Annotated in this window: 20 protein-coding genes and 1 pseudogene; 17 read left to right on the forward strand and 4 right to left on the reverse strand. The window is 59.2% G+C overall.

From position 1 onward, the window contains the following. Positions 1–87: 87 nt before the first annotated feature. From glgP to M5D89_RS11965, 5 genes are all read left to right on the forward strand, one after another. The gene (gene glgP, locus M5D89_RS11945; protein ID WP_248886022.1) at positions 88–2613 is read left to right on the forward strand and encodes an alpha-glucan family phosphorylase; all 2526 of its coding nucleotides are present in this window, start codon (positions 88–90) and stop codon (positions 2611–2613) included. 3 nt (positions 2614–2616) lie between these two features. Further along, positions 2617–3495, forward strand: a complete 879-nt coding sequence (locus M5D89_RS11950; protein ID WP_248886023.1) for a PfkB family carbohydrate kinase — start codon at positions 2617–2619, stop codon at positions 3493–3495. A gap of 78 nt (positions 3496–3573) precedes the next feature. Continuing rightward, the gene (locus M5D89_RS11955) at positions 3574–4731 is read left to right on the forward strand and encodes a CmpA/NrtA family ABC transporter substrate-binding protein (RefSeq protein WP_248886024.1); all 1158 of its coding nucleotides are present in this window, start codon (positions 3574–3576) and stop codon (positions 4729–4731) included. A 284-nt stretch (positions 4732–5015) separates the two neighbouring features. After that, on the forward strand, positions 5016–6419 hold the full coding sequence (locus tag M5D89_RS11960; RefSeq protein WP_248886025.1) for an MFS transporter: 1404 nt from the start codon (positions 5016–5018) through the stop codon (positions 6417–6419). Positions 6420–6493: 74 nt separating this feature from the next. Further along, positions 6494–7735, forward strand: a complete 1242-nt coding sequence (locus M5D89_RS11965) for an alginate export family protein (RefSeq protein ID WP_248886026.1) — start codon at positions 6494–6496, stop codon at positions 7733–7735. Between the two features lie 24 nt (positions 7736–7759). On the opposite strand, the gene M5D89_RS11970 is transcribed toward M5D89_RS11965, so the two are convergent. Both M5D89_RS11970 and M5D89_RS11975 read right to left on the reverse strand, forming a co-directional pair. Next, a complete protein-coding gene (locus M5D89_RS11970; RefSeq protein WP_248886027.1) occupies positions 7760–8263 on the reverse strand; it encodes a GNAT family N-acetyltransferase in 504 nt (167 codons plus the stop codon). Next, positions 8260–8532 carry a type II toxin-antitoxin system TacA family antitoxin gene (locus M5D89_RS11975; RefSeq protein WP_248886028.1) on the reverse strand — a complete coding sequence of 91 codons (273 nt, stop codon included), beginning with the start codon at positions 8530–8532 and terminating at the stop codon, positions 8260–8262. The genes M5D89_RS11970 and M5D89_RS11975 overlap by 4 nt, the downstream gene beginning before the upstream one ends. Before the next feature lie 304 nt (positions 8533–8836). On the opposite strand from M5D89_RS11975, the gene M5D89_RS11980 reads away from it, so the two are divergent. From M5D89_RS11980 to M5D89_RS11995, 4 genes are all read left to right on the forward strand, one after another. After that, positions 8837–9100, forward strand: a complete 264-nt coding sequence (locus tag M5D89_RS11980; RefSeq protein ID WP_248886029.1) for an addiction module protein — start codon at positions 8837–8839, stop codon at positions 9098–9100. Between the two features lie 139 nt (positions 9101–9239). After that, entirely contained in the window at positions 9240–10010 is a 771-nt protein-coding gene (locus M5D89_RS11985; RefSeq protein ID WP_248886030.1) for a J domain-containing protein, read from the forward strand. Then, positions 10007–10609 carry a restriction endonuclease gene (locus tag M5D89_RS11990; protein ID WP_248886031.1) on the forward strand — a complete coding sequence of 201 codons (603 nt, stop codon included), beginning with the start codon at positions 10007–10009 and terminating at the stop codon, positions 10607–10609. Before M5D89_RS11985 ends, M5D89_RS11990 begins: the two co-directional genes overlap by 4 nt. After that, positions 10602–11840, forward strand: a complete 1239-nt coding sequence (locus tag M5D89_RS11995) for a tetratricopeptide repeat protein (RefSeq protein WP_248886032.1) — start codon at positions 10602–10604, stop codon at positions 11838–11840. The genes M5D89_RS11990 and M5D89_RS11995 overlap by 8 nt, the downstream gene beginning before the upstream one ends. A gap of 599 nt (positions 11841–12439) precedes the next feature. Here M5D89_RS11995 and M5D89_RS12000 read toward each other — a convergent pair. Together M5D89_RS12000 and cas6e are read right to left on the reverse strand one after the other, a co-directional pair. Further along, on the reverse strand, positions 12440–12763 hold the full coding sequence (locus tag M5D89_RS12000) for a type II toxin-antitoxin system prevent-host-death family antitoxin (protein WP_248886033.1): 324 nt from the start codon (positions 12761–12763) through the stop codon (positions 12440–12442). A gap of 100 nt (positions 12764–12863) precedes the next feature. Next, positions 12864–13469, reverse strand: a pseudogene (gene cas6e, locus M5D89_RS12005) (type I-E CRISPR-associated protein Cas6/Cse3/CasE). A 5-nt stretch (positions 13470–13474) separates the two neighbouring features. Here cas6e and M5D89_RS12010 point away from each other — a divergent pair. From M5D89_RS12010 to M5D89_RS12045, 8 genes are all read left to right on the forward strand, one after another. Further along, a complete protein-coding gene (locus M5D89_RS12010; protein WP_248886034.1) occupies positions 13475–13633 on the forward strand; it encodes a BrxR family transcriptional regulator in 159 nt (52 codons plus the stop codon). Positions 13634–13878: 245 nt separating this feature from the next. After that, complete coding sequence (gene nirB, locus M5D89_RS12015) at positions 13879–16317, forward strand: nitrite reductase large subunit NirB (protein ID WP_248886035.1); 2439 nt, start codon at positions 13879–13881, stop codon at positions 16315–16317. A gap of 12 nt (positions 16318–16329) precedes the next feature. Next, positions 16330–16650 carry a nitrite reductase small subunit NirD gene (nirD, locus tag M5D89_RS12020; protein WP_248886036.1) on the forward strand — a complete coding sequence of 107 codons (321 nt, stop codon included), beginning with the start codon at positions 16330–16332 and terminating at the stop codon, positions 16648–16650. Continuing rightward, positions 16647–19409, forward strand: coding sequence for a nitrate reductase (locus M5D89_RS12025; protein ID WP_248886037.1), 2763 nt, complete (start codon positions 16647–16649; stop codon positions 19407–19409). Before nirD ends, M5D89_RS12025 begins: the two co-directional genes overlap by 4 nt. Further along, complete coding sequence (gene ybiB / locus M5D89_RS12030; protein ID WP_248886038.1) at positions 19406–20422, forward strand: DNA-binding protein YbiB; 1017 nt, start codon at positions 19406–19408, stop codon at positions 20420–20422. Before M5D89_RS12025 ends, ybiB begins: the two co-directional genes overlap by 4 nt. A 12-nt stretch (positions 20423–20434) precedes the next feature. Further along, positions 20435–21232, forward strand: coding sequence for a uroporphyrinogen-III C-methyltransferase (cobA, locus tag M5D89_RS12035; RefSeq protein WP_248886039.1), 798 nt, complete (start codon positions 20435–20437; stop codon positions 21230–21232). Then, on the forward strand, positions 21229–21588 hold the full coding sequence (locus tag M5D89_RS12040; protein ID WP_248886040.1) for a sirohydrochlorin chelatase: 360 nt from the start codon (positions 21229–21231) through the stop codon (positions 21586–21588). The genes cobA and M5D89_RS12040 overlap by 4 nt, the downstream gene beginning before the upstream one ends. A gap of 5 nt (positions 21589–21593) precedes the next feature. Continuing rightward, complete coding sequence (locus M5D89_RS12045; RefSeq protein WP_248886041.1) at positions 21594–22163, forward strand: ANTAR domain-containing response regulator; 570 nt, start codon at positions 21594–21596, stop codon at positions 22161–22163. The last annotated feature ends 28 nt before the right edge of the window (positions 22164–22191 follow it).

Genomic DNA, 22191 nt, shown 5'->3' on the forward strand with positions numbered 1-22191 from the left:
TATACACTATACACCATAGCATTCTTTGCCATGCGCTGCTGACGGTCTGTTCTACACTTACAGTGCGAGTATAAGGAGGATTCGACCATGAAAATTACGCCGTCCTATGTATTGCCGGACATGCCCGAGGCCTTGGACGGATTGACGGAATTGGCGTTGGATTTGCGTTGGTCCTGGAGCTATCGCAGTGATGTGCTCTGGGAGCGCCTCGATCCAACACTCTGGGAACGGACCAGAAATCCCTGGCTTTTATTGCAGAATCTGGAGGCGAACACGGTTGACCGTCTCGCCCGCGATCGCGAGTTTCTGGACCTGTTACAAGAGCAACTGCAACGACATCGGCAAGAAAATCGTGGGGAGCATTGGTTCCAAAAAACGTTTCCGGCGTCCTCCCTGCAGCAGGTAGCCTATTTCAGCATGGAATTTGGCTTGTCTGAAGCCCTACCCATCTACTCCGGCGGCCTGGGTATTCTAGCCGGAGACGTCCTCAAAACCGCCAGCGACCTGGGAGTACCCATGGTCGGGATCGGAATCCTCTGGCAGCAGGGATATTTTCGCCAAAGCCTCGATGCCTGTGGCCGGCAGCTCGAACTCTACCCCTATAACGACCCCACACAGCTGCCCATCGTCCCCGTACGTGACAGCGAAGGCCAGTGGTTGCGTCTGGAACTGCCTTTTCCCGGCCGCAAGGTGAATCTGCGCGCTTGGCAGGCACAGGTGGGCGGGGTTCCGCTCTACCTGCTCGACAGCAACGACCCACTGAATAGCCCCGCCGACCGCGGTATCACGGCAGAACTTTATGGCGGTGGTTCGGAAAACCGCCTGCAACAGGAGATTTGCCTGGGGGTCGGCGGCTGGATGTTGCTGCGCCACCTAGGCATAGAGGTCGATATCTGCCATCTGAATGAGGGGCACGCCGCCTTTGCCATATTGGCGCGCACATACAGCCACATGCAAGATCATGGCAGCGACTTTCAATGTGCCCTGAACGCCACCCGCGCGGGCAATGTATTCACCACTCACACGCCGGTGGCGGCGGGCTTTGATCGCTTTGCACCAGAACTCATCACCCGCTATGTCGAAGGGGCACCGGCAATCTTCGGGGTCGATCTGCAACACATTCTCGCCTTGGGACGGGCCAATCCCGATGATGTCCAGGAACCCTTCAATATGGCCTGGCTGGCGATCCACGGCAGTATTGAAGTCAACGGGGTCAGTGAACTGCACGGCGCCGTGAGCCGCCAACTTTTCCAAGCGCTCTTTCCGCGCTGGCCAACGAACGAAGTCCCGGTTTCCTCCATTACCAATGGCGTGCATGTTCCCTCCTGGGATAATGCCGAGGCCGATACCCTGTGGAGTCGGCACTGTGGCGAGCAACGTTGGCTGGGAGATCTGCAAGAGATCAGCAGCAAGTTTGCGCAGGTGACTGATGCCGAGTTGTGGCAACTGCGGGCACAGGGACGCCAACATCTGATTGAATTTGCCCGTCGTGTCCTGCAACGCCAACTCGCCATAGCGCATTATCCGCAGCAGGAAATCGACGCCGCCTGCTTGGTTCTCGACCCCAATACCCTGACCATTGGTTTTGCGCGTCGCTTCACCGCCTACAAACGCCCCAATCTCCTGCTCAGCGACCCTGATCGGCTATATCGCATCCTCAGTGATCCCCGTCACCCGGTGCAATTGCTGATTGCTGGCAAGGCCCACCCGCGCGATGGCGACGGCAAGGCGATGATCCAGGAATGGACGCAGTTCATCCGTCGCCACCCTGACATTTTTCACAAAGTCGTGTTCCTTGCCGACTATGACATGCTGGTAGCAGAACAACTCGTGCAGGGGGTCGACGTCTGGATCAATACCCCGCGCCGCCCCTGGGAGGCGAGTGGCACCAGTGGCATGAAGGTCTTGGTGAATGGTGGCCTGAATTTTTCCGAACTGGATGGCTGGTGGGCGGAGGCATATAGCCCCGATGTCGGCTGGGCCTTGGGAGATCGGCAGGAGCACCCAGCGGATCCGGCCTGGGACTTGCAGGAAGCCGCCCAACTCTATCAGACGATCGAACAAGAGATCGCGCCGCTCTTTTATCAAGCGCGCGATGATAATGGTTGTCCCTGTGCTTGGGTGGCGAAAATGCGGGCCAGCATGGCCAACTTGACGCCGCGTTTCAGCAGCCACCGCATGTTGCAAGAGTATGTTCAGAAACTTTATCTACCCGCCGCAAAACGCGTCCGCGAGCGCGCATCCTTGAAAACGTTGCAAGACATTTGTACGTGGCAGAACCATCTACGCGCCCACTGGCACGGATTGCGTTTTGGCGAGCTGCATTGCGACGACAGTGGAGAAGAATTGCAGTTTCAGATGCACGTCTATCTGGATGACATTCCACCCGAGATGGTCCGGGTAGAGCTGTTTGCCAATGGCTTGGAAACTTCTACGCCAGAGCTGCATCCCATGGAGCGTCACGAGACCTTGAGTGGCGCTGTGCATAGTTACAATTATCGCTGCCAAATTCCGAAGCGCCGCCCGGTTTCAGATTTCACCCCGCGTATTGTACCCCGGCATCCGCTCTGTCTGGTGCCGCTGGAAAACAATGCGATTCTCTGGTACCGATAAAGCATGCAAGAGCCGTGGATCCTCTTTGGCGAGGTACTCTTTGACGTCTTTGCCAGTGGCAAGCGCCTGGGGGGCGCCCCCTTCAACGTCGCCTGCCACTTGGCTGGACTTGGGGCGACGCCGCTCTTCGTCAGCCGGGTGGGGACAGACGCCGATGGCGATGCGGTCTGCACCCAGTTGCGACGCTTGGGGATGAGCAATATCGGGCTACAGCGAGACTCCCATCTGCCTACGGGACAGGTTCTGGTGCATGAGGATGCATCCGGACACCAGTTCGAGATCCTCCCCGACCAGGCCTATGACGCGATTGAGCCTTCCCTGCTGGGCACGGCTCTGGCGCAAAAACCCTCCCTACTCTATCACGGAACCCTGGCCCTGCGCGGTGCCTCCCGCCATGCCTGGCGCTCATTGTGCGCGGAGATTCCGCAGCGTTTTGTGGATATCAACCTGCGTGCCCCCTACTGGGATCGCGCCCTACTGGAAGAGATCTTACCAGAAACACAAACGCTCAAGCTCAATCGCGAAGAACTCGCTATCGTCAGCGAGCTGTTCGGGTATCGGGAAGCGGGCATCGAGCCCCGTCTCGCCGCTATCGCGCGCCAGTTCGACATTGGCGAAATCCTCCTGACGCAAGACAGCGACGGCGCCACCTACTGGAATCCGCAACAGGTTCTGCACGCCCCCTCCCACGTCCGCAACATCCTCAATACGGTCGGCGCTGGCGACGCCTTTGCAGCAGGTTGGTTGTATGCCCGTGCCCAAGACCAAGACCCGCAGGCGGCGCTGCAGTTTGCGAACCGCATGGCTGCAGCGGTCTGCGCGTTACCCGGTGCACTGCCGGAAGACGCGCAGTTTTACACTCAATTGCACGATTTTTGCTAGATCATGATTGACAATGGCGTCCTCGCTTCTGCCCCGCGGAAGCGAGGTTTTCTTTTTCAGGCTGGCGAGGATCAGAACATGAAGGACGATGAGATTTCCCTGGGCTATGTGGCGTTGGTCGATTGCGCGCCACTCATCGTTGCCCAGGAGCTGGGTTTCTTCGATCGGGAAGGTTTGCGGGTGCGCTTGCAGCGCGAGCCGTCCTGGGCCAGCCTGCGCGACCATCTGCTCTTTGGCGACCTCGTTGCCGCTCACGCCCTGGCGCCCCTGCCCATGGCCGCCACCCTGGGGGTCGCTTCCCCCAAAATCCCCGTTATTGCTGGCCTGGTCCTGTCCCTCAATGGCAATACCATCACTGTCAGCAACGCCTTGCACAACCTGCTCTTGCAGGCTGGCATGCACAGCGCGGGCGATCCCCTGGCCGTCGGCAGTGCCCTGCAACGGCTGCGGCGCGAGGCCCCTGCCCGCTTTCCCCTCCGCTTTGCCGTGGTCTCGCCGGTATCCAACCATCACTATCAGTTGCGCCACTGGCTGCGCAGCACGGGCCTGGACCAGGAGGCCGATGCACAGATCGTGGTCGTCCCGCCGCGCTATATGGTCGATGCCCTGCGCAATGACGAGATCGACGCCTTCTGCGTGGGTGAACCCTGGGGCAGCCTGGCTGCCATGGAGGGGGTCGGCCACCCGGTCGTCAGCAGTTATGCTTTGTGGAACAATGTGATGGAAAAGGTCTTGGCGGTACGCGAAGACTGGTCTGCCCGAGAACCCGAGCAACATCAGGCCCTCCTGCGCGCCTTGTTGGCGGCTGGCCGCTGGCTCGACCAGGACGCCCAACGCCTGCAGGCTGCCCCCTGGATCGCCCAGGCCATTGAGGTGCCAGTAGCGGCCGTTTCCGCTGCCTTGGGTGGCGCGGTACCGGGCTTGCCAGCACAGGCGGATTTTCATGTATTCCACCGCTACGCCGCCCAATATCCCTGGCTAGAACATGGGCTCTGGCTCGCCCAACAGATGCAGCACTGCGGCCAGTGGCCTGCTGGCGCAGTGCCAGAGGCCGTCGTCGCACAAGTATATCGGGGGGATCTGTACCGCGAGGCGGCAGCAGCGGTGGATGCGCCCCTACCCATCAACGAAGACTCGGGATTGGGGAGCCATGCCTCAGGGTGGAAATTGGCGGGCCGGGAGCGGGACATTCCCATGGGTGCGACGCAATTCTTTGATGGGAGCAGACTTTCCTAGGGGCATCAAAACGCTCTGCAACCGCCCATTATGGGGCCCCAAATGAGGGCAAACGCACTATCATTGTGCTCTCTATCGCCATCCCCCACATACGCTGCTACGTCTTGAGAACCTAAAAAATCCCTATTTTTATGGTCTGTCTGGCCTTTTCCGCGTGATGGCATGACTTCTGCTTAATCTACTCTAAGCATCATTCAACGCAGAATGATGATACGGGACGAAGGCGTCCCTGATCGGCAACGGTCAGGGACGCCTTTTTTATTGGTCGATGGCTGGAGGAATTCATGCAACCCCTACTCTCCCAACTGCGTGCAGGAAACTGGCACGCCCTATTCGCCAGTTTTCTGTATTTTGATACGGGTTTCACCGTCTGGCTCTTATATGGCCCACTGGCACCGTACATGATGCACAGCCTGCATCTTTCGCCTATGCAACAGGGCTATCTGGTAGCCGTGCCGGTCTTGGCCGCGGCGATTTTGCGGATTGGCTTCGGCAACCTATATCAGGCGGTGGACGGTCGCTGGCTAGCCTTGATCGGCATCGCCCTTTCCGCCATCCCCCCACTGGTCTTGGCTCTGTACCCCGGCGCACTGAGTTACGAAGCCTTGATTCTCCTTGGGGTACTCCTGGGTGTGGGCGGAGCGAGCTTTGCCGTGGCCTTGCCCATGGCCGGCAGCAATTATCCGCCCAAAATCCAAGGCACGGTTTTGGGCTTGGCCGCCGCAGGCAACATTGGCGCGGTACTTGATGGCTTCCTGTTTCCGCCCTTGGCGGATGCCTACGGCTGGACCCATGCCGCCGCGGCGGTGCTGCCTTTGCTGGGCTTGGCCGCCCTTACCCTCTGGTTCTGGGGCAAGGATTGTGGCGCCAAGACCGGGAAAGTCGCCCCAGCGGCCTGGGGCTGGGGGCTGACGCTCTTCGGCCTGATGATACTGGCCGTTGCCACTCCCCTGGGCTGGCTAGGCTTGCACGGCAAGGCCGCACTGCTGATGCTGCCGTTCTACGGGGTGATCCTCTCTCTGCTCTTTCTGCCGCGCCGCTACTTTCCCGTATTACGCGAGCGGGATACCTGGGCGTTGATCCTGGTCTATGCGATTACCTTCGGTGGATTTGTCGGCATGTCGGCCTTTGTCAGCCTGCTCTTGGTCTCCCTCTATCATCTGCCCAAAATAGATGCGGGGATGCTGATGGGGCTCTTTGCCTTTACCGGTGCCATCCTGCGGCCAATGGGAGGACTGATTGCCGACCGCATCTCCGGAGCGCGGGCTTTACTGATCTTTCTTGCGGCAATCTGCGTCATTGATACCAACTTCGCCCTCTGGACGCCTACGCTTGCCATAAGCATCGGCTTGTTTTTAGTGCTCTACGCAGCTTTTGGTCTGGGTAATGGCGCCACCTTTCAGCTCGTTCCCTTGCGTTGGCCAGAAAAGACCGGCCTGATGACCGGCATCATCGGTGCTGCCGGTGGCGTGGGCGGTTTTTATCTGCCGGTGGCACTGGGTATTGCCAAAGAACAAACCGGCAGTTACCACTGGGGCTTTGGGATCTTTGCCGGGCTCAGTGGAACCGCGCTATTGCTCGTGCTTACCCTGAGCCCATACTGGCTGCATTGGTCCCGGCCCGCACATAGTCCGCAGCCTGTGGGGCACCCCCAGCAGATCAACCAGCCGAACCCGGCCACCGACTGATCCCCTTCCCGATTTCTCTTCCTGCAGCGGCGTCCACGCCGCTGCCCAGCCCCCCTTTGCCTCTGGAGTGCACCATGACCAAAACCTTCCGCTGCCATCCTGTGCTGTTTACCGCCCTTGCCTCTGTCCTCGCCCTGTCAGCGACCAGCGCCTTCGGGGACACCCTAGCGAGCGCCATCCGCGGCGGCAGCGTCAGCCTGGATTTCCGCCCGCGTTATGAGTTCATGTCCCAAGCCGGAAAACGCGATGCCAACGCCTTTACGGTACAAACCCTACTGGGCTTGGCGAGCAAACCCATCGACGGCTTCAGCGCTGACCTGCAGTTCATTGATGTGGCGGGTATCGTCAATGACTACAACAGCTTGCGAAATGGTAAAACCGCCTATGCAGTGATTCCCGATCCCGAAGAGGCCAACGTCAACCAGGCTTACCTGCAGTACCAGGGCCTAGGTGGGCTGACGGTGCGGGCGGGGCGCCAAGAGATCAATCTGGACGATCAGCGCTTCGTTGGCGCGGTCGGCTTTCGGCAAACCCCCCAGAGCTTTGATGCGGTCTCCGTCGCTGAAAATCCCACGTTCAATATTGGGCTATATGGCGCCTACATCTGGCGCATCAAAAACATTCTCAACGAGAATGTGCCCGCCAAGACCTTCCTGGGCGAAGCGCACTGGCAACCCTCTCCTCTCTTCCATGCCCAGGCCTTTGGCTATTGGTATGGGGATCAGGCCAAGAGCATCATTCCGGGTGCGGCGGCCTGTTTTCTGGCGGGAAATGCGCAGGTCTGCAATAGCCAGACTCTGGGGGTCCGGGTGCAAGGCAGCATTCCTGTCGCTGCCAAAATGCAGATTCCTTATGATGCCAGTTATGCCAAGCAGCTTCCCTATGATGCCGGGAGTTCCTTGATCAATGCCCAGTATTATCATCTGAGTAGCGGCCTGCGCTGGTCGGGAATTGGGCTGCTGGCCAACTATATGGTCATGGGCAGCAACCACGGCCACTATGGCTTCCAGACGCCCCTGGCTACCAAGCACGCCTTCAATGGTTGGGCAGAGGTCTTTCTTACCACGCCCACGGCGGGGTTGCGCAGCCTGTATTTTACTCTGGAAGGCAAAGTCCTGGGCACCGCCCTACAGGCCACCTATTATGATTTCCGCAGCGCCTATCAGAGCGAGGCCTATGGCCATGAAGTGGACCTCTCCGCTATTCATCACTTCAACCCCCACTGGAGTGCCGGCGTGCAATATGCGGATTATGTGCGCAGTCACTACGGGGTGAATACGCAAGGCGCGTGGGTCTTTGTGACGGCGGCTTTTTGAGGAACCCCCCGCAGAGGATAGCCATCAACGCAACAGGCCCTTGAGATCTTTGAGCATGAGGAAGAGATGGTAAGGATCGGTGGGGCTCGGCTCGAATTCCCACCTTTCGTACCAGTAACGTGCAGCATCGTCCTTGGCATGTACCAGCAGGCAGCGAATGCCAGCGATCTCGGCGGCTTGGGCGGTACGCAACAGCGCATCCTTGAGCAAGGCTCGACCCAGACCTTTGCGCTGATGCGCTCCGTCCACCGCAAGCCGGGCCAGAATCATGACCGGAACCGGATGACACCCAAGCCCCTTCACAACCCTTGACGGCGCCGCCATCGGATCGGCGCTGCCGACCGCGAGACTGTAAAAGCCGACCACCACTTCACCAGTACAACACACGTAGGTCTGCGCGCTGTTGGCCCTCTGGTTGACGAGCGCGTAGCGTTGCAGGAATTGATTCAGGGCAGCATCGCCACAATCGAAAGCCTCAACCTGATCAGACGCAGCCAACTTGCGAACTGGTGCGTAGCCATTGCTCAATCCAGCAGTCCAGGCTCGTTCAACAATTTCTTCAAACGCGGCTTGCTTTGTACTGGCCTATCCAGCGCTTCTTGGAATGCCTGCCATTGCGTCTCATCAAGCACGAACTGACGGCGACTTGCCAGCGCCTGCTGTGCCGCCGTCACACCGGCGTCGAGCAAGAACTCGCTCACATTTTTGTGGCAGGCACGCGCAGCTTCCTGCAGCAGTTGTTTGACCAGCGTGCTTGCACGAACGTCAATACGCTCAGTCTTGGAAATATTCACCATATTCTCGGCGCCTCCCGGACAGACCTTGGATATCTGTATTGTAGGTGTCCTGATATCGTCCTGACAACAAGGGGGCTTTTTTATGCCGCCGCCCGCCCCTCGAATAAGTTGACCAGAGAACTGTCGATTTGGCTGACCTCACCCACCAGGGTGCCAACGATTGCTGTGTAGAGGGCCAAGTTTCAATCCGCGCCCGGCGATTAGGCCGGGCGATACGCCCAGTGCTGAAATGCAGAAGGCGGTATTGGGTCGACTTCGTTCACAGTGCTAACATCCTCATGAGTCAATCGATTGAGAGTGGAATATGGCCATCACCCTCGCAGACATCGAAGCGCAGGCGCTGCAACTGACAACCCGCGAGCGCAGCGAACTCGCCCATCGCCTAATTGTGAGCCTTGAAGGTCCGGTAGAAGATACACCGGAAGCGATTGCCCAAGCCTGGGACGAGGAAATCGCGCGGCGCGTGGCAGACATGGAAGCAGGACGCACGCAGTGGATACCCGCAGAAGAGGTATTCAAGGAAATCGACAAAAAGATTGCCGCAGCGCGCAACCGGATTCGCAGATGATTTGCTATGACGGTAGAACTCAAAATAACCCCACTCATCGTACTGTCTCATCTTGCTCGGTATTTGGCCTTGCCCAAAGGCAGCAGAATTAGCAGGTCAGAGTCAAGATCTAGATGCTACAATAATAGGGAGATCATTCTTGCTACCTGAAGAATTGGAACTTGAACGCCTAGAGCGCGAGCTATCCTCCATTCGTGATATCGTTGCTGATAAGGAACTGGCATTGGAAACGACTAAATGCGACCTCGCCCGTTTCCGAGCTTGTTATCAATCAGAAATAGTAAATCTGTATGTGATGATTGATCGGCTTGATGCCATCATTGCAAGGATTGATGCGGGCGAAAATCCTGATGATATAGAAGCTCAAGCGCGAGCAGAAGAAGCAAAACGTAAGGCTGAAGAATCGGCAAGGGAGGCAGGGGCTAGTTCAGAAGAGATGAAACAGCTATCCGGTCCTCCCAAAGAACCGACACGAGAGGTTAAGCAGGCGTTTCGCACGGGGGCAAAGATGATGCACCCAGACCTTGCTACCGACCAAACAGAAAAGGAACGACGCCATACCTTTATGACCAGGTTAAACCTAGCCTATGAGCGGTGTGACTTGGCAACCATCCAGACCATAATTACGGAATTCGGAGAGGACCCTGAAAGTATCAGGGGTGAAGATGTTGGATCTAGGATGATAAAGGTCATCAGAAAGCTCGCACAGATGCGTCGTCGCATTGATGAGATTAGCGGAGAACTTGAGGCCATCCATGCTGATGATTATTATATGCTGATGAAAAAGGTTGAGGAGGCCGATGCGGATGGCGGCGATGCTCTCGCAGATCTTTCTGTGACACTTATGCAGCAAATATCAGAGCGCAAGATCACTTTAGAAGAGTGGCGCCAGAAGCAGGCCAAATCATGAATAGATTATGGATAATTATCGTTTTTGGGTTTGTAGCCTACTTCTGCATTCGATACTACCAGAACCGTCGAAAAAAGAAGTTGAAGGTTATGGTTTGTGAACCACCAACACAGCAGAAGATTAACCCCATTGACCAAACGATACAGTTTTTGAACGCGCGCATTGAAAAAGCTGATTGTATTAGGGCAGAGGCTGAAATTTGGGCGAAGAGATGGGGCGACGCACGAATGCCCGTGATCGACGCCATGAGCGGAACAGAATTTGAGGACTATCTCGATGGACTTTTCACCGCCATGGGCTATTTGGTAAAGCAGACACCCGCCACAGGTGATTTTGGTGGAGATTTGATCCTAACCAGAAATGAGCGACGCATCGTTGTGCAAGCCAAGCGTTGGCAAGGAACGGTTGGGGTAGATGCAGTCCAGGAGGCGCTATCAGGAAAATCCTTTTATGGCTGCCAAGATGCCTGGGTTGTTACCAACTCCACATTTACAATAAAGGCTAGTGAATTGGCATTCAAGACTGGTGTATCCTTAATAGATCGAAAAGGCCTTTCAAAAATGATTGGTGACCTTCAAGGCAAGGTGAAACATGACTGACAATAGTATGGTTGTGAAACCGAGTGGAGGCCTAACAACAGATAACAAGACTTCGACGTTAGCCTCTCGTGGATTGGCGGATTTATATAGACTAAAGGAAGTAGAATCAGAAATTATAATATCTCATCGGCAACTAGATATATGGTATGATGAAGGTATAAAATATTTCAAGGTAAGGGATTATAATAATTCTATAATATTGCTGCGAAAAGCGGCAGATCTAGGACACATCGGGGCACAATATAGTATTGGATACTGTTACGGAAAAGGATTTGGCGTTCCCCAGGATCACGAACAAGCTGTAGCCTGGTACCGCAAGGCAGCTGAGCAGGGACATTGCTGGGGTCAAAGAGAGCTCGGTAACTGCTATAGCCTTGGGCAGGGCGTATCTCAGAACCACGAACTGGCAGTAGTTTGGTACCGAAGGGCAGCAGAGCAAGGAGACGTGAATGCGCAATTGTATCTGGGAATTTCTTTTGAAACTGGTGAAGGCGTGCTTCAGGATCATGAGCAAGCTGTAGCCTGGTACCGAATGGCGGCAGAGCAAGGAGATTATCACGGGCAATTCAGGCTGGGGGGTTGCTATGATTTGGGTCTAGGTGTACCTCAGGACTGCGAACAGGCTGTAGTCTGGTACCGCAAGGCAGCTGAGCAGGGACATGCGGGCGCGCAATATAATCTAGGTTTGTGCTATGCGGGTGGAGAAGGCGTTCCTCAGAACCACGAACTGGCAGTAGTTTGGTACCGAAGGGCAGCAGAGCAAGGAGACGCGAATGCGCAATTGTATTTGGGACGTTCTTTTGCAAGTGGTAAAGGCGTACCTCAGGACTACGAACAAGCTGTAGTCTGGTACCGCAAGGCAGCAGAGCAGGGATACGCGGTGGCGCAAAATCATCTAGGTGTGTGCTATGCGAGTGGAGAAGGCGTTCCCCAGGATTATGAGCAGGCTGTTGCTTGGTTTCGAAAGTCGGCAGAGCAAGGAGATGAGGTCGGACAAATGAGTCTGGGGTATTGCCATCATTATGGTCTAGGCGTACCTCAGGACTACGAAAAAGCTGTAGTCTGGTACCGCAAGGCAGCTGAGCAGGGATACGCGGAGGCGCAATATGATCTAGGCGTGTGCTATGCGAATGGAAAAGGCGTTCCTCAGGACGACGAGCAGGCCGAAGCTTGGTACCGCAAGGCGGCAGAGCAGGGACATGTCGCGGCGCAAAGCAATCTCAACGGTTGAGACAAGGACGCCCCTGCAACAATCAAAATGGCGGCTGAGATAACCTGACTATTCCTCGGACTACGCGCCATTGCCAAGACATAACCCTGATGGGATGGGCCCACGCACCGAATGTCTTCTTCCTATATATTTATGATACAGATTCTTCCAAAGTAAATCTCTTAGTGTCAGCCTATTAAGGAAGGAGTTATTGACAAAATAATGCCCTATTCTATCAACCAGAGATATATTCCAACCTATTTAATAAAGAGGAAATATACTATGTCAAAACATTCCATCACTCTACAGAGAAGCGGAATTAATGGATTCTTGTCAACACAAACAATTGGAACAGATGCGCTTAACGCTCTACACACGATTTCAATTATAAATGACGTACAAATCGTTCGCGAGTCAAATGACCAAGTCGAACTAACCTATTCATTAGTCGGCGACGGTAACCCTATAAATATAGGCGATATTTTGGACAAGTTCGGTCTTGCCCGCGTCGATACCGAATAGTTTTGGCTTCCCGGAATCTAGGCGCCTTCAGTGAAGCCACATCCATTCGCTCAACACGAGCCAGTGCAATCAATGGCCCGGTGTCGGCGACGATCAGCCTATTCAAAATCAGCCAGCTCTGCTTCGAGCTCACCGGGTTCGGGCCGCGCTATCGCAATGTTCAGGCTCCCCAGCAAGTCGATAAACCCGGAGTGGCTCATGCCCGCCAGCTTGACCGCCTGCCCGAGACTGATCCGGGATTCTTCGAACAGCCGAACCGCCAGCGCCGTATTGACCCCACTTTGCAGCAGGCGATCGTCGAAAGGCACTGCCACAAACACCGGCTGCCCATGCTTGGTGACAATGGAAAGCTTGCCCGCCTCGGCCTCGCGCACCAGCTCGCCGGTGCGGTCGCGCAGGTCGCGGATGGTGAAGGTTTGCATGACACCTCCTTGAGAATATACAAACACTTATGGGCATATTAGACTTTCTGTAGACCAGCGCCAAGCTCCGGGTCTGATATGGACTGGATCAGACACAAGCTCAAGACACCGGCACCACCGACAGCAACCCCAGCCCCATTACCTTACCGTGGCCGATGCCGGATTCCAGCGCGACGCGGAATCGCACCGGGTTGGCCACGGTCAGACGACCTTCGAATAGCGCCGAATACACCCGGATCGCGTTGCCGCCATGCTGCTTGCCTCTGAGCAAGGTCTCGTTCGTGGTGCGGACATCGGGAAATGCACGGCCCTCGGGACTCTGGCTGAAATCAAGGTAATCGGGTATGACGGATTCCGGCAAGGTAAAACCGTGCTGCTCGCCCTTGCGCACCAGCCATTCACGCTGCGGGTCGGGGTTAACCAGTCCCTGCCGCTTGCCCTACACGGTCTTGCAGGGGTTGGCGCGCAGGCGAAAGCGAAAAGTCTGCCCGGCTTGCAAAGCATCGAGCACGAGTTTTTGCACGAGGTCAATGCCGGATTCGGCCTGCGCCAGCCAATCGGGGGCGGGAATCCGCGACCAATCGGGCATGGCGCGGGATTGAATCAGGACGCGCGGACAACCGTCGCGGTTGGTTTCCGGTTCCTGTCGCCACAACAATGCGCCCGGCGGGCACGCGGTTTCCGGCGGAAAGAACGCGCGGCACAGCCGGAATGACCCCGCAAGGGGTCAGAGAGATTCGCATTCGCCGACCCCTGATTCAGTACTATTTGCGCTTGATGCAGATCGAGCCAAGGTGCCTGCACGAGACCCCGCAGGTTCAGCAGATTGTCCTGCTCACCCCCAAGGAGGCATTACCCCTCTGGGACTAGCTCGCCCTCCGTAAACACCCAAATCGCACCATAGCAGTGCGCAATGCACCACGCCCTGCACCACCACACGGCGCCGCAGCCGCCCGCCAATTTCCAACTAACTGTTTTCTATGAAAAGACAACTTGGCATCTAAATTGCTCCGATATCCATGAAACAATCTCCCTGATTGTTGGCATGTGACACGGCAAAGGCGTCGTCAGCATTTATGGCTGACTACGCCTTTTTTCTTTGGAGAACGGGCACAATGGGCAACACGGCACGAAAAGCGCGCTTGGTGGTGATCGGGAACGGCATGGCCGGCATTCGCACGGTGGAAGAGCTGCTGAAGATGGCGCCGGAGCTCTACGACATCACGGTCTTTGGTGATGAGCCCCATCCCAACTACAACCGTATTCTGCTCACTCCGGTACTGGCGGGGGAGATGCGCCTGGAAGACACCATCCTCAATGATCACGGCTGGTATGCGGAACATGGCATCACCCTGCGCACGGGCAGCCCCGTAGTACAGATCGATCGGGTGCGGCGTCAGGTCATTACTGCGGCAGGCGAATGCACCCCCTATGATCGCGTCCTCATTGCTACTGGCGCGGCGGCGGCCATGGCCCCCATTCCCGGCAACGATCTGCCCGATGTCTACAGCTATCGCGACATGCGCGATGTCGAAGCCTTGACCCAGGTCAGTGCGGCGGGGGGCGACGCGGTCATCATTGGCGCCGGCCTGCTCGGCCTGGAGGTGGCTCACGGCCTGAATGCCCGGGGGATGCGGGTAACAGTGGTACATCGCCGCGCCTGGCCCTTGGACAAACAGCTCGACGCCCGAGGTGGCGCCATGCTGCAACAGGCTATGGAGGCACGGGGCATCCACTTTTTGCTGGAGCGGGAAAGTGCTGCCGTACTTGGCGCGGATCACGTCGAAGGGCTGCGTTTTCAGGACGGTAGCGAGATACCCGCCCGCATCGTCGTGATGACCGTCGGTATCCGCCCACGCATCGACCTTGCTCAAGCTGCGGGCCTGGCCTGCGCTCAGGGCATCCTGGTCAACGATACCCTGCAAACCTACGACCCGCGCATCTATGCCGTTGGGGAGTGCGTACAGCACCGGGGCATGACCTACGGCCTGGTTGCCCCCCTTTTTGAGCAGGCCAAGGTCGCGGCCAATCACTTGGCCGAGTATGGGCGGATGCGCTATGAGGGTTCGATCACCAGCACCAAGCTCAAGGTGACGGGGATCGAGTTGTTTTCTGCCGGAGATTTCTTGGGGGGTGAGGGTAGCGAGGAGATCACCCTCCTCGACGCCCACCAAGGCATCTATAAAAAAGTGGTTTTGCAGGACCATAAGATCAAGGGCATTTTGCTCTATGGGGACACCAGCATCGGGCCCTGGCTCTTTGAACACCTGCGCGACGACACCGATGTCTCGACCCTGCGCGAGCACCTCTTGTTTGGCGAAACCCATCTGGGCGATGCCGGCCATGCGGGCGCCAGTCAGGCTGCTCGACTGTCCGACACCGCCGAGATTTGCGGCTGTAACGGAGTGAGCAAAGGCCAGATCGTTCACGCCATCCGCGAAGGGCTCTTCACCCTGGAAGAGGTACGCAAGTGTACCAAGGCCAGCGCCTCCTGTGGTTCCTGCACCGGCTTGGTCGAGCAGTTGCTGGTCAGCACTCTGGGCGGCGTTTACGACAGCAGTCCGCGTAAAAAGGCCCTCTGTGCCTGCACGGATTTTAGCCATCAGGAAGTACGCGAGGCGATTCAGAAGGAGAAGCTGCTCTCTACTCGCGCAGTCTTTCAGTTTTTGCAGTGGCGCCATCCTGGCGGTTGCGCCACCTGCCGCCCGGCGGTCAACTACTATGTGCGCACCGCCTGGCCCGCCGAGGGGCAGGATGATGCCAGTTCCCGCTTCATCAATGAGCGGGCCCACGCCAATATCCAGAAGGACGGCACCTACTCCGTCATCCCCCGCATCTATGGCGGCGTCACCACGCCCGCCGAGCTGAAACGGATTGCTGAAGTGGCCGAGCGCCATGCCGTACCCATGGTCAAGTTCACCGGTGGGCAACGCCTGGATTTGCTGGGGATTCCCAAGGAGAAATTGCCGGCCATCTGGGCCGAATTGGACATGCCTTCGGGGCACGCCTACGGCAAGGCCCTGCGCACGGTGAAATCCTGCGTAGGTCAGGAGTTTTGCCGCTTTGGCGTGCAGAACAGCACCCAGCTGGCCATTGATCTGGAAAAGAACCTGGAGCGGATGTGGGCCCCGCACAAGGTCAAACTAGCGGCCTCGGGCTGCCCGCGCAACTGTGCCGAGAGCACCATCAAGGATGTGGGGGTGATCGGCGTCGATTCGGGTTGGGAAATCTATGTGGGCGGCAACGGCGGCATGAAGGTGCGGGCTGCGGATCTCCTGGCCAAGGTCAAAAGTGAGGCCGAGGTCATCGAGATCAGCAAGGCCTTTTTACAGATGTACCGCGAGGATGCCCAGTACCTGGAACGCACCGCTCCCTGGGTGGAGCGCGTGGGCCTGGAGCGGATCAAGGCACGGGTCATCGACGACCTGACCCAGCGCAAGGAGCTGGCGGAGCGGCTGGACTTTGCCATCGCCCAGGAACGCGATCCCTGGGCCGAGGCCATCGCCGGCCGCTTGGACATTCATGCCGCACCCCTGCGGCGCATTTCGGCCTAAGGAGCAAAGCACATGTCCTGGTTCCCTCTTGGTAAGGTCAGTGAAGTCCCCCTGGGTGGCGGTCGTTATGTAGATACCCCGGCGGGGCAGATTGCCGTTCTGTGCAACGAAGAAGGCGCCCTCTTTGCCGTCCGCAATCGCTGCCCCCATCGTGGCGGCCCCCTCTCCGAGGGCTTTGTGTCAGGCAAAACGGTATTCTGCCCCCTCCATAATTGGCAGATCGATCTGGAAAAGGGCGAGGCCCTGCCACCCGATGTCGGCTGTGTGCGCACCTTCGCACTCAAGACCGAGGGCGACGAGATCTGGTTGGATCTGCCGGAGATTGGGTCGTGAACGCGCCCACCCAGACCAGCAAATCCGTCTGCCCCTACTGTGGTACCGGCTGTGGTGTGCTGATCGAGCACGACGGGCAGCAGGTTCTGGGCGTGCGCGGCGACCCGGAGCACCCCGCCAATTTTGGCCAACTCTGCAGCAAGGGGATAACCCTGGCGCAAACGGTGCACGGCCCGGGCCGCGCCCTCGTCCCGCTGCAACGCCAGCACGGCGAAGGCTGGCAAGACCATAGTTGGGACGATGCTCTGGCCGCCATTGCCCGGCGCTGGGCGCAGCTTTACCGGGACCGGGGGCCGCAGGCCTTGGCCTTTTATGTCTCCGGGCAGCTACCCACCGAGGACTACTACGTCGCCAACAAACTCGCCAAGGGCTTTCTCGGCACCAACCATATCGACACCAATTCCCGACTCTGCATGGCCTCGGCCGTCACCGGCTACAAACGCAGCTTGGGCATGGACTCCGTGCCCTGCAGTTATGAAGACCTGGAGTTGACGGACTGCCTCTTCATCGTCGGCGCCAATGTCGCCCATGCCCATCCCATCCTCTTTCGTCGCATCGAGGCCGCCAAGGCTCAGCGGCCGGAGCTGCGCATCATCGTTGTCGACCCACGTCGCACAGCCACGGCCAGCCTGGCAGACCTGTTTCTCCCCATTCTCCCCGGCAGCGACGTGGCCCTTTTTCACGGCATCCTGCATCTGCTGATCTGGCAGGAACAGATCGACCCCGATTTCATCGCCCAACACACCCAGGGCTGGGCGGAACTCAAGCAGCGGGTGCAGGAATACACCCCCCAGCGGGTGGCCGAGATCTGCCAGATCCCCGAAGCTGATCTCCGAAAGGCGGCGGACCTTTTTGGTGCCGCGTCCAGGGTACTCTCCCTCTGGTGCCAAGGGCTGAACCAATCGGCCCACGGCACCGACAACAACGTGGCGCTGATCAATCTGCATCTGGCCACTGGGCAAATCGGCCGCCCGGGCGCCGGCCCCCTCAGCCTGACCGGCCAGCCCAATGCCATGGGCGGGCGGGAAACTGGCGGCATGCCGGCCCTGCTACCGGGGCATCGGGAAATCGCCAACCCCGCGCATCGCGCCGAGATGGCCCAGATCTGGGGCATCGATGCCCTGCATCCCGAACCCGGTCTCACGGCAGTGCCCCTGTTTCAGGCCTTGGGCCGCGGCGATGTGGCTGCCCTCTGGATCGTCTGCACCAATCCGGTGCTCTCCCTCCCCGACCGCCAAGCCGTGGAGCGTGCCCTGAGTAGCGCAGAGCAGGTGGTGCTGCAGGAAAGCTATCTGGATGGCGAGACCATGCCCTTTGCCCATTGGGTACTGCCCGCCGCCAGCTGGGGCGAGCGTGAGGCCCTGGTGACCAATTCCGAGCGACGTATCTCCCATCTGCACGCTGCTGTCCCCGCCCCGGGGCAGGCGCGCCCCGACTGGCAAATCTTTTGTAATTTTGCCCACGCCTTGGGTAGCGCCCTGGACCAGTTGGCCGTGCCCCTACCCGACGCCCAGGACCGCTCTTGGCAACAACGCGCCGCGCGGATGTTCCCCTTTACCGATACCGCCAGCATCTTCGCTGAGTATCGGCGTTGCACCGTGGGGCGAGACCTGGACATCAGCGGCCTGGACCTCGCCCTGCTCGATCAACGCGGACCCCAACAGTGGCCTTTCCCCCAGGGCGCAGTGGCGGGACAACAGCGGCTCTATACGGATGGTCATTTTCCAACACCCAGCGGTCGCGCCCAGTTCTATGCTCCGGCCCACCTAGGCGTGGTCGAGGAAGTCGATGCCCGCTACCCTCTGCGTCTGACCACTGGCCGTCTGCGCGACCAATGGCACAGCATGGCGCGTACAGGCCGCGTCGCCAGCCTCTTTGCCAGCGCCGAAGAGGCCTATTTGCACATCCATCCCCAGGATGCGCAGCAATTTGCCCTGCAAGACGAGCAACTGGTGCGGGTCACGAGCCGTCGTGGTCAAGCCCTCTATCGCCTGCGTTTGGACGACACGCTGCAACGCCGCTTGCTCTTTGCCCCCATGCATTTTGGTGCGCGCCATGCCCCGGCAGCCTTATGTAACAGTGTCACCTTGCCGGCCATCGACCCCTATTCCGGTGAGCCCGAGTTCAAGCACAGTGCAGTACGCATCGAAGCCGCCGCCCTCCCCTGGGAGGCCGCCGCCCTTTTGGTCGCCGCCAATCCCGACGAGGACTACGGCCAGCGCCTGCGCCAGCTGGCGCAGGGGTTCCCCTATGCCCGTATCACGCCCTTGGTTGGCAACCCCCAGCCGGCGCTGCTGCTGCAGGTGGCAGCGGAACGCGCCCCCGACCCCACCCTCGCCCAACACTGGGACGCGGCCTTGGACTTGCTGGGGCCAGACAGCCTCCTCTACGAAGACCCCAGCAACGGGCTCAGCAAACGCCTACGGATTCAGGCGGGCCGCCTCACCGCCCTACGCTTGTGGGGTGGCCTGCAGACCTTGGACTGGTTGCGCCAGTTGCTCCTCGAGGGCAGTTCCGTAGAGGCCTTTCGCTTGGCACTCCTGGCACCGCGGGTACCCGCCAACCTGGGAGCCTGGGAACGTGCCCATGGCATCTGTGTCTGCAAGGGCGTGGATGAAAGGCGCATTCGCCAATGTCTGGACAGCGGGGCCAACACCCTGGAAGACGTCATGCGCCTCTGTGGCGCCGGCACGGAGTGCGGTTCCTGCAAGCCGGAGATTCAGCAATTACTCCAGCATCGCTTGGCGGAGGCCTCATGAAGCACTGGAAGCAGATGTTGAGCCGCGTCGCCCGCGGCCGCGAGCACGCCGAGGATCTGCCACGGGAAGAAGCCGCCGAGCTTTTCGGGGCTTGGCTGGATGGCAAGCTGCCAGAGCTCTTTGCCGGTGCCTTCTGGGTGGCCTATCGCATCAAGGGCGAGAGCCTGGACGAACTGCAGGGCTTTCATGACGCCGCACGGGCCCGGATGACGCCGCTGCAGCGCAGCAACCGCCTGCGTCCGGTGGTGTTTGCCAGCTACAATGGGACACGACGGCGCGCCAATCTCCTCCCCCTCCTGGCCTTGACCCTCACCCGCTGTGGCGTACCGGTCTTGATCCATGGTCCGGACTTGGACGCCCCGCCCAGCGGCCCCTCTCCAGACCATTCTCCAGCAGGGCGCGTTCATAGCGTAGAAATCCTCCAGCAGCTGGGGTTGGCGAGCCCAACCAACCTCGCCCAGGCCGACACCCTGCTGCAGATGCAGGGCCTGAGCTATCTGCCCCTTTCGGCCTGGCAGCCCGGCCTGGCACGCCTGCTGGCCCTGCGCGAAACCCTGGGTATCCGCTCCAGCGTCCACACCCTGCTGAAAATCCTGCACCCCTTCGCCCCCCAAGACGCCATCGTCAGCGCTGCCGTCACCCATCCGCCCTATCTGGACCGTCTGCAAGCCTTCTTCGTCCAGACGGGCATCCCTGCCCTGTGCTTTCGTGCCACCGAGGGCGAGCCCTTTGCCAACCCCCAGCGCCGCCCCGATCTCTTTGTCTGTCGCCAAGGCCAGAGCGAGCTGTTCTTGGGCAAGGACGCCTCCCCACTAACACAGTTGCCGGAACTCCCCGAGAACAGTGCGACGGCCACCGCCGCCTTTACCTGGGACGTGCTGGAAGGGCGCAGCGCCCTTCCCCGCGCCCTGGCCGAACAAGCCGCCACCCTGCTGCAACTCAGTGGCCGCTGTAGTGACCTTGCCTCCGCCCGTGCCCTGTTGCGGCACACATTTGCGCGCATTGCCGCGTAAAGGATCTCCGCCATGCTGACTTCGACCGCTTCTCCCTTGGTCTCTCTGGTGGGCGCTGGCCCTGGCGATCCCGATCTCCTGACCCTGCGCGCCGCGCGCCGTTTGGGCAGTGCCGAGATCCTCTTTTACGATGCCCTCGCCAATCCCGACATCCTCAGCCTGACCTCGGCACAGTGCCAGTGCATCGATGTGGGCAAACGCGGTGGCCAGCCCTCTACCCCCCAACTGCGGATTCATGAACAGATGATTCGCGCCGCCCGGCAGGGCAAGCGCGTGGTGCGTCTGAAGGGTGGCGATCCCCTGCTCTTTGGCCGGGGCAGCGAAGAATGTCTGGCCTTGCGCGCCGCCGGTATCGATTACGAGATCGTCCCCGGCATCACCAGCGGCATGGGCGCCGCCGCCTACGCGGGCATCCCCCTCACCCATCGCCAACTCAGCCGGTCTGTCCTGTTCTGTACCGGACAGCAGGCCCGAAATTCTGCCCCCATCGATTGGACCCGCTATGCCCAAGCCGCCGATACCTTGGTCATCTACATGGGAATTGCCCCCATCGCTGCCATCTGTGCCGACCTGCAAGCCGGGGGCATGGCGCCCGACACCCCAGCTGCAGCCATTCAGTGGGCCACCTTGGAACAACGCCAACTGCGCTGCACCCTGGCCGAATTGCCGGCAGCCGTCGCCCGCACCAGCCTCGGCAGCCCCGCCATCCTGATCATTGGCGCGGTGGTAGAGCTGGGCGATATCCTCGCCTGGCTACCCCAGTCGGAGCCCGTCCCGAGCGTGCCCTCGGTGCACGCCCGCAGCCAATGATCCAGCCCGTACAACTGCTCCTCGCCCACGGTTCCCGCGACCCGGAATGGCGTCGCCCGTTTGAGACCATGGCCGAGGCCTTACAACGCGCCCACCCGGAGCGCAGGGTCTATCTCTGCTACTTGGAACTGTGGACGCCCAGTCTGGCGGAGGCGATCACGATGGCCTACGCGGAGGGGCAAAGACGGTTCCGCATTACGCCACTGTTCTGGAGCCGCGGACGCCATCTCCGCGAAGATCTGCCCGAAATCGTCGATGGCGTATTGAGGGAGTTGCCCGGTTGTGAGATCGTCATCGATCTTCCTGTGGGCGAATCCGAAATCGTGCAAGCTGCTGTACTCCGTCTGCTGTCCTGATTGTCATGTACCGCATTGTCCTGATTGATGACGACAACGCGCGGGCGCAGATCCTGCGCGATGCCCTGACCACGGAGGGACACCAGGTGCCCGCAACCCTGTCGTGGAAGGCGCTGTCCTGGCAGCGGGTCGAGGAATGCCAGGCGGAGGTGATCATCGCCGATGCCAGCTCTCCGGAGCGCGATGTCCTGGAGCACATCGTTTTCCTCAGCGAAACCCTGGAGTTGCCCGTCGTGGTGCTGGGTGCGCCGGAAGATGAAGACACCATGCGTCGCGCCATCCGCGCTGGGGTGGCCGCCTATGTCGCTCACGGCATCGCCGCCCGGGACATCGCCCCCATCCTGAAGGTCGCCGCTTTCCGCTATGCCGAATATCGGCAACTCCGGCAGGAGCTGCACAGCACGCGTGGCGCCCTGCAAGAGCGCAAGATCGTCGAGCAAGCCAAAGGCATTCTCATGCGCGACTTCCAGATTGATGAAGCCGAGGCCTACAAGCGCCTGCGTCGACTGGCCATGAATCAGGGGAAAAAGCTGGGTGACATCGCCGCGACGATTGTCGAGATGGACCAGCTATAATCATTCGCTGGACCAAGATCAGTGAAAA

This window comes from Acidithiobacillus acidisediminis (genome assembly GCF_023277115.1).
Lineage (GTDB): Bacteria > Pseudomonadota > Gammaproteobacteria > Acidithiobacillales > Acidithiobacillaceae > Igneacidithiobacillus > Igneacidithiobacillus acidisediminis.